The following is an 8,403-nucleotide window of genomic DNA, read 5'->3' on the forward strand; positions in this document are numbered from 1 at the left end:
TCCTAAAGTTTTCTAAAATTACTTGGTTTTATGGGGTTTTCTTCACTCCATAAGCCTTTAGATTTTGCTCTAGCTTGAATTTCAAGGTGTAAATATGCTAGAGAATATTCTCTATAAGCCCACGCATAACCATCTTCTACTTGTTTTGCATTTACATCTACATTGTTGCAAAAAACTATGCCTACTATTCTTTGATATTTATCTTTGTCTTTAATTTTAATCTTGGCAGTAGAATTTAAAGGACAAAGCTTTAAAAGATTATTTTTTGATTCTTTCCCAAAGCTTTGTTGTGATTCAGGTGCGTCTATCCCATAAAACCTAATTTTTAGGTTTTCCCCATTATGCAAAAGTGTAAGAGTATCCCCATCAGCAACCTTAACAATTTTTCCTGTAATTTCTTTTCCATTAAGATAAGCAAAGTTATAGCCATTAATATGAGCTACTAACGCAAGTATGCTTAATCCTATAATGATTATCGTGCTTTGAGTTTTTCTTAATCCCAAATTCATCATTTTCTCCTTAATATTGAGTTTTGAGATTGAGTTTCCACTCTTTGTGTAGTATCTTGTGTTTGTGTGCTTTCTTGTGTGTTATCTTTGTCTATATCACTTGCTTTTGGCATAGCATTGAGTGTTTTTTGATTTTCTTTTGCTAGAGATATTTGTTCTTCTAATGAAAGATTAGAAGTGGAATCTTGTGTAATAAAATGTGTATGAGAAGTATTTTGATTAGGAATCATATATGTTTCTTCATCATTGTTGGTAGATTGTGGTATAATCTCCCTATGGGTTGTTGAATGTGTTTTTACACTAGATGATTTTTCATCAGCGTCCAGCTCAGCAGGTCTTGAGGTGTGGGATAAGGACGCTCCCACCAACAACCCCAACTTATTAGCTCGTCTTAAAAGTCTATCAAATTGTCTGCCATCTTGTTTCAAAGCGTGATATATTACATTTGTTCCATTATCATTTCGTATTCCTATATCTCCCATTTTATGTGGCGTTTCTTCTAATGATTTTTTAGCAACTAATAAATCTCCATCTTGTTTAGCTCTATGATTTTTGGCGATGAGATTTGAAGAATCCAAAACTTCTTTAATAAGTTTTGACACATCTTCTGTGTTTGTAAAAAGTTCAGGGTGGTTTGAGACTAGCTTTGTCAAATCAGCAACAGCTTCTTTATCCCCACTTAAAGCTTCCATCAAGGTTAAACTTAACTCAAATATTTCTAATTCTCTATCACTCATTTATTATTCCTTATTGAGTTTTGAGATTGAGTTTCTACTCTTTGTGTAGTATCTTGTGTTTGTGTGCTTTCTTGTATATTGTCGTTAGCTATATCACTTGCTTTTGGTATAGCATTGAGTGTTTTTTGATTTTCTTTTGCTAGAGATATTTGTTCTTCTAATGAAAGATTAGAAACAGAATCTTGTGTAATAAAATGTGTATGAGAAGTATTTTGATTAGGAATCATATATGTTTCTTCATCATTATTGGAAGATTGTGGTATAATGGTGTCGGTAGTTTCTGAAAGTGCATTTGCACCAGATGACTTATCATCACCGCCCATCTGAGCGTTTTGACTTGGAGTGTGAAGAGAGCGGACGGCTTCACCAGGAACTACTTTATTTAGAAAACGATTAAAATTTCGTTTATCCTGCTTGTTAGCGTGATAAATAATATTAATGTCTTTATTGCTTCTAATTCCTATATCCCCCATTTTCTTGTTATTAATTTCTAATATTTGTTTAGCAACGATAAAATCCTTTTCACTTTTTGGTTTTGTGTTTTTCATTATCAAATCAGGTTCTTGCACTACTTCATTAATCACTTTTGAAACTTCTTGCATATCTTTAAACATTTCAGGGTGATGATTATAAAGTTTTCTCAAATCAGCAATAGCTTCTCCATTTCCCAAAAGTTCCGCTAATTTTTCACATAAAATAAATATTTCTAATTCTTTATCACTCATTTATTATTCCTTATTGAGTTTTGAGATTGAGTTTCCACTCTTTGTGTAGTATCTTGTGTTTGTGTGCTTTCTTGTGTGTTATCTTTGTCTATATCACTTGCTTTTGGCATAGCATTGAGTGTTTTTTGATTTTCTTTTGCTAAAGATATTTGTTCTTCTAATGAAAGATTAGAAACAGAATCTTGTGTAATAAAATGTGTATGAGAAGTATTTTGATTAGGAATCATATATGTTTCTTCATCATTGTTAGAAGATTGTGGTATAATGGTGTCGTTATCCATTGAACGCACATTTGTGCCAGATGATTGATTATCAATCATTAGCTCCCCTGCCGACTTAGAGCGGTGTGTAGAGGGTGTGGGGGTCTCTACCAATGGATAGCTAATCTTGTAAAATTCTCTCTCTCGCTTTTTGTTTGCGTGAAAAATCACATTTGTGCCATTATCATTTTCAAGAGCTACTTCTCCCATTTTTTTATTTTCTTTCAATCTCTTTGCTACAAAAATAGCACCCTCCCTTTTAGCATTCATCACTATTTCAGGTTCTTGCACTACTTCATTAATCACTTTTGAAACTTCTTGCATATCTTTAAACATTTCAGGGTGATGATTATAAAGTTTTCTCAAATCAGCAATAGCTTCTCCATTTCCCAAAAGTTCCGCTAATTTTTCACATAAAATAAATATTTCTAATTCTTTATCACTCATTTATTATTCCTTATTGAGTTTTGAGATTGAGTTTCCACTCTTTGTGTAGTATCTTGTGTTTGTGTGCTTTCTTGTGTGTTATCTTTGTCTATATCACTTGCTTTTGGCATAGCATTGAGTGTTTTTTGATTTTCTTTTGCTAGAGATATTTGTTCTTCTAATGAAAGATTAGAAGTGGAATCTTGTGTAATAAAATGTGTATGAGAAGTATTTTGATTAGGAATCATATATGTTTCTTCATCATTGTTGGTAGATTGTGGTATAATGTTGGAAGCAGGTGTTGAAAGGATTTTTATATCCCTAGATAAATCGTTTGGTTTATTAGCGTAATGGTCTGACCTTGTGGGTGCTGTTTTTACAGATGACGCCTCCACCAACATCTGCTCTTCAATTTTTATTTTGCTAAACTTAGATGTATTCTTTTTGTTAGCGTGAAAAATCACATTTGTGCCATTATCATTTCGTATAGCAATATCTCCAATTTTCTTAGAATTTAATTGTTTAATAGCAAGAAAATCTTTATCATTTTTTGCCTTTGGATTCCTAACTATCAAATCAGGTTCATTAACAACTTTATCTATTACTTCTCTTACCTCTTCTTTATCTCTAAACATTTCAGGGTGTCGTTTATAAAGTAAAGTTAAATCTGCAATAGCTTGTTCTTCTCCTAATAGCTCTACAAGACTTTTTCCTAAATTAAATAATGCAATTTCTCTATCACTCATTTATTATTCCTTAACTTGCTATTCATTTTATACTTCATTTGGATTTGTGCTAAAGACTTTCATTTCTTCATCAGTAATTTCAAACTTCAAATGAAAACAACCGCTTGAATACCAAACACAAAGCTCGTGCTTATCAGTATTTAAAAGTCCTATTTCAACATTTTTTGGAATTTCCAAGCTATTTTTAGCTTCATTAATAACTTCTAATTTTTTATCAGGACGGAGCAAGAATATACGAGTATCAAGATTTTTAAGAATACCAAGTGGAATATGCTCTGCATTTTGAACTACAAAACATAAATGGACATTATACTTTCTAGCTTCCAATGCCACTTTTTCTAGCATTCTTGTAAAGTAAGGCACAACGAAGTAATTTTTTGCCTCTTCTATGGCATAGAACAATTTTGGAGCAGGACGATTTGCTCTTTTACAAGCAAGAGCATATTCTCTGTCCTTTAAATATACTTTTTGAAAAATAGAAAGGAAAATAGGCGTAAATAATGAGCTTTCTTTAAAATTATTCAAATCCATTGAAAGCACATCAACATCATCTATATTGATTTTATCAAATTCGCTAAAAATATCTAATTTTTCAATAGCGTCCAATTTTCTAGCAAGTTCTATATAATCCATTCTATCACTTTCTTTTAATTGCATATTTTGTCCTTGCTTTCTAGCAAATTTAACAATATCAATTAATTTTGGCACTTGTAAATAAGAAAATTCTTCTTCTTTTATGTCTGCCAAGAAAGTAGTATTTTCATAACCAAGCTCTAAAAGCTTTTGATGAGCTTCTTTATTTTTATTTTCAAGGTCTCTTACTCTATATCTTTGATATTCTTTTGTTCTATACACTTTTCTAAGAATTTCTTTAAAATACGCAGTTTCATTGATTGTTAAAGGTTGAGCGTTTTGAGTTTCTAAAATTACACTTGCCAAGTCTATATTAAATTGCATATCCGCTTCAAATATATCCGCATTTTTTTCAGGGTCAGGCAAATTTACAATATTGTAAGCAAAAGAATAAAAATCAGATTCTATGTGAGCTACTTTATTGTGAGGATTGTTTTTTAATAAATTGATGAATTTTTCATCACTAAAACCAATATCATAACTTCTAATACGAGTTTGTCCAGGCTCTTTACCAAGATGAGAGCATTCTCCATTGCTAAAATCAAGCCCTATCATTTGAGCCATAATTTTTTGTTTTGATACAGATTTACCACTTCCAGGCTTGGCTATAAGACATAAATGTGGGTTATCATTCTCGGCAGAAAAGCTGTAATTGATAAAAGCACCATTTTTGTCAATACCATAAATATCAGGCTTTTTCACGCTTCTTTTGTGAATACTTGCTATAAAATTATGTAAATAATCACTTTTGACTAAAAAATCAAATTCAGAATCTCTAAATTTTATAAAATTTTTTTGCAAATGATGATTTCTTAAAAGCTCTTTGCTTATAAAACTTGTCTTTAAAGAACTGCCAAGATTTCCTATGATTTCATCATCATAGTCTTTAAGATATGCAATAGCATTAATAATAGCTAAATCACATTCTTTAGCATTATATGCTTGTTGTAATTCCATAAAGGGTTTTTTATCGCCAACCATTTTTGCATAATTAAGAAGTCTAGAAATATGGTTTTGAATATGTTTTGTTGCAATATCTATAAAAAACCAAATAGAACCATCAAATTTTAATTTAAAAAGCTGTTGTATATTACTTTCACTCATTTCTAAGTGTTTAAAAGCTTGATAAATATCTACTTCTTTATAACATTTTGCAATAGCCTGTTTAGCAAGTCGTTTAAAACTTACAAATTCAGGCTCTTGCTCTAATGTATCTTTCCTGATTTCTAAACTTTGTTTTATTTGTTTGTTTTCAACAAAAAAATTATTTTGTAACAATTGATTGTATAAAACATTTGTAATTTCTAATCCACTCAATAAAGGAACATTAAAATAATCTCCAAATGTTTTAGCTATCACTTTATTGTGAGTAAAAATATATTGTCTTTGAAACTTGCCTTGTTTATGAAAAACATAATAAAAAAATGCGTCATCATTATCTTTATTATCTCTAATAATAGAATCTATTGCTTCTTTTGGTAAAAAATTCTGTATATTCTCACTTCCTAAAATTTCTATACCAAAGACTTTATTGTTCATAGTGTTGCAAATAATATGGTCTTCTTTAATGTAATCTATTTGAAAAAGACTATTTGAATGATATTCAACAAACAAATTATAAAATGGTCTTGCAATTTTTTCTAAAAAATAATTACCTTGATTATCTTGTTTTTTTGAACCTTGATAAAGTGCAAAAGAACCTGCACCAATCAATGTCATTAACGCCAAATTCATCATTTTCTTCTTAATGTTAAGTTTTGAGATTGAGTTTCCACTCTTTGTGTAGTATCTTGTGTTTGTGTGCTTTCTTGTGTGTTATCTTTGTCTATATCACTTGCTTTTGGCATAGAATTGAGTGTTTTTTGATTTTCTTTTGCTAGAGATATTTGTTCTTCTAATGAAAGATTAGAAGTGGAATCTTGTGTAATAAAATGTGTATTAGAAGTATTTTGATTAGGAATCATATATGTTTCTTCATCATTGTTGGGAGATTGTGGTATAATGGTATTAGGATTTGTGCCAAAGTCTTGGTTAGCGGTGTATTTAATCTGCAAGTCAGAGGGCTTAGAGACTTCCCCGCCCGATTCTAATATATCAGACACGCCAGCAACTTCACTGCGTTCAAATCCCTTATCATAAATTATTTTTGATATTTTTATTTTATTTTGAATATTATTCAAACTTCGTTTTGTATGACTAGCACAAATCCATTCTCCATTGTAATTTTTTGCCACACTCATAAAATAACGATTCTTATCTTTGTCTATAAATTCCTTGATAAATAAAATACCTTGACTATCATCTAAAACAATATTTGGTTCTTCTAGTGTAGGTTTAATTTTATCAATAATATCCAATCTATTTTTCTGTATAATTTTTAATAAACTACCTATTTTTAAAGAAATATCATTTCCCAAATATTCTTTAATCTCTTTCTTCAAAGTAGGAATAAAATCTTCATTAAAACTTTTAAGTCCAAATGTTTTGCACCAAATTTTTTGAAGCTCCTCTAATACTTTACAAAATTCTTGTTCACTCATAAGCAAAATCCTTATTGAAATTTGTTTTAAAACGATTAAAATAACTATATTCAACAGGTTTTTTTATTCCTTTGTTATAACATTCAATAGAATCTTTAAGTTGTTTCTTTATATTTATACATTGTTTAAGAATTTTGCTTGATTTATCAATATTGTATTCAAGTTTAAAAATCTTATCAATTTCATCTGAATTAAAATTAACAGAATTAATTTGCATTAACCCCACATCTACTTTTAATTTTTTATTCATTAAAACTTTTAAAGCATTTTTTAAATCTTCTTCATCTCCAAAGAAATTGATAATATAAGAATTTTTATACTTACGAACCTTTTTATCTAAATTATTAAATGAATAATTTTTATCTTTACTGATAAAAGAAATCACGAGTGGATTAAACTGACTTTCAATTTTTGCTAAAGTGTATAACACACGCATATCAATATCGTGTCTAACACTCGCAGATTTCAATTCATAAGCTATACTTTGCGGAGAATATTCTGCAAAAAGATATAATGGCAAAAGAAAAAAAAAGAGAATTGTTCTATTTAGCATTTTGCTTTTTACCAATATCTTCCATAACTTTTCCGCCCAATTCAATATCTTTGGAATCTGCACCTGTTACAAAATTTAAAGCAACATCACCACTTCTATTAATAGCACTTTCAAATTTTCCAGCCGTCATATTTTGAATATCTTTGCTAGAAATATTAAAATCAGAATCTAAAGATATTTTCTTTTCAATATCTTCATCACTTAAACCAAAATTTTTAGCCTCTTTCTTATAATCATTAATTTTTTTAATTTTACTTGCTAACAATTCTACTGCAACTTCTTTGCCAAGCTCATTTCCCAATGTTTTCTGTATTCCTATTTTTTTATCATTAGTGAGGTTTTCATTATTGACAAGCTCCATTTCTAAGATTTTACTAAGTCTTTCTTTTGTGAGTTTGTCATTTTCTTTAAGTTCTTCTACAAGCTCATTAAAATTATTATTCTTTTGAATATTTTTTCTAAAATCTTCAAGAAAATCAGCCAAAAAAGCAAACAATGCTCGGTCAGCTAGAGCGTCATCGGAGTTAATTTGCCCTCTATTTTTTCTTAAATTATCAGAAACTTCTTCACATTGATTTCCAAAAGTTTTATAAATATCTTTTGCATTTTTAAAAGCACTTTTACCAGCATTCGCTACACTATTACCTATTGCACTTGCACCTTTACTTAAAGCTCCACCTACTCCCATAAAAAACCTTTCAACTAATATTTAATCCATAAATATAACAAAAAGCTTTTTTGAAAGTTTTAATTTTTGCTTAAAAAGTGCAAAATTGCACTTTTTAAATATTATTTAATTTTTCATCATTTTTCTTATTTTTGAAACTTCTTCTGCCTGATTTTCAAGCCCATTTTGTTGCAAACTTTCCTCAACCATAGCCAATTTGTCATCAAATGTTTCAAGTTGATTTTTATCCGCTTTGGAATTTTCTGCAAACGCTTTATAAACATCATAAGCAGATTTACCAATTTTAGCAGTATCTACCAATAATGATTTGTTTTCATTTTGAGCATTTTGTTGGGTAACTTTATTTGAAGAAAAAACTTCCTTAATATCTTTAATCTCTTTTTTTATATCAATATCAAAAGATTTTTTATCTTCTGAATTATCGCTTGTAATACTATTATAAATATCTTTTCCTTTTTTGAAAACGCCCTTGCCAAAATCTATTACGCCGTTCCTACAAACCTATAAAAAACTATAAATAGTTACAAATATCTATAAATAATTTTCCTGTTGTATTCCTGTTTCAACCTTGCTGGTTGCAATATTA

General features: G+C 29.3%; 10 protein-coding genes. All 10 read right to left on the reverse strand.

Annotation, left to right across the window (positions count from 1 at the left end; genetic code table 11):
* Nucleotides 1-2: 2 nt before the first annotated feature.
* Nucleotides 3-509, reverse strand: a complete 507-nt coding sequence (locus LS74_RS09375) for a thermonuclease family protein (RefSeq protein ID WP_052086521.1) — start codon at nt 507-509, stop codon at nt 3-5.
* Nucleotides 509-1,246 carry a hypothetical protein gene (locus LS74_RS11500; protein ID WP_236096904.1) on the reverse strand — a complete coding sequence of 246 codons (738 nt, stop codon included), beginning with the start codon at nt 1,244-1,246 and terminating at the stop codon, nt 509-511. The genes LS74_RS09375 and LS74_RS11500 overlap by 1 nt, the downstream gene beginning before the upstream one ends.
* A complete protein-coding gene (locus LS74_RS09385; protein ID WP_138129080.1) occupies nt 1,243-1,971 on the reverse strand; it encodes a hypothetical protein in 729 nt (242 codons plus the stop codon). The genes LS74_RS11500 and LS74_RS09385 overlap by 4 nt, the downstream gene beginning before the upstream one ends.
* Nucleotides 1,968-2,678 (reverse strand): hypothetical protein, encoded by a 711-nt coding sequence (locus LS74_RS11505; protein WP_236096905.1) that lies wholly within the window; start codon nt 2,676-2,678, stop codon nt 1,968-1,970. Before LS74_RS11505 ends, LS74_RS09385 begins: the two co-directional genes overlap by 4 nt.
* Nucleotides 2,675-3,403 (reverse strand): hypothetical protein, encoded by a 729-nt coding sequence (locus tag LS74_RS11510; RefSeq protein ID WP_236096906.1) that lies wholly within the window; start codon nt 3,401-3,403, stop codon nt 2,675-2,677. The genes LS74_RS11505 and LS74_RS11510 overlap by 4 nt, the downstream gene beginning before the upstream one ends.
* 27 nt (nt 3,404-3,430) lie before the next feature.
* Nucleotides 3,431-5,770 (reverse strand): ATP-binding protein, encoded by a 2,340-nt coding sequence (locus LS74_RS09400; protein ID WP_034589346.1) that lies wholly within the window; start codon nt 5,768-5,770, stop codon nt 3,431-3,433.
* Complete coding sequence (locus tag LS74_RS10955; protein WP_167480480.1) at nt 5,770-6,630, reverse strand: PBECR2 nuclease fold domain-containing protein; 861 nt, start codon at nt 6,628-6,630, stop codon at nt 5,770-5,772. The genes LS74_RS09400 and LS74_RS10955 overlap by 1 nt, the downstream gene beginning before the upstream one ends.
* Nucleotides 6,569-7,144 (reverse strand): transglycosylase SLT domain-containing protein, encoded by a 576-nt coding sequence (locus LS74_RS09410; RefSeq protein ID WP_034589438.1) that lies wholly within the window; start codon nt 7,142-7,144, stop codon nt 6,569-6,571. Before LS74_RS09410 ends, LS74_RS10955 begins: the two co-directional genes overlap by 62 nt.
* A complete protein-coding gene (locus LS74_RS09415; protein ID WP_034589437.1) occupies nt 7,119-7,817 on the reverse strand; it encodes a hypothetical protein in 699 nt (232 codons plus the stop codon). Before LS74_RS09415 ends, LS74_RS09410 begins: the two co-directional genes overlap by 26 nt.
* A 105-nt stretch (nt 7,818-7,922) precedes the next feature.
* Complete coding sequence (locus LS74_RS09420) at nt 7,923-8,117, reverse strand: hypothetical protein (RefSeq protein ID WP_034589436.1); 195 nt, start codon at nt 8,115-8,117, stop codon at nt 7,923-7,925.
* Nucleotides 8,118-8,403: the final 286 nt, after the last annotated feature.

Origin of the sequence: Helicobacter magdeburgensis (genome assembly GCF_000765825.2) — a bacterium.
Lineage (GTDB): Bacteria > Campylobacterota > Campylobacteria > Campylobacterales > Helicobacteraceae > Helicobacter_C > Helicobacter_C magdeburgensis.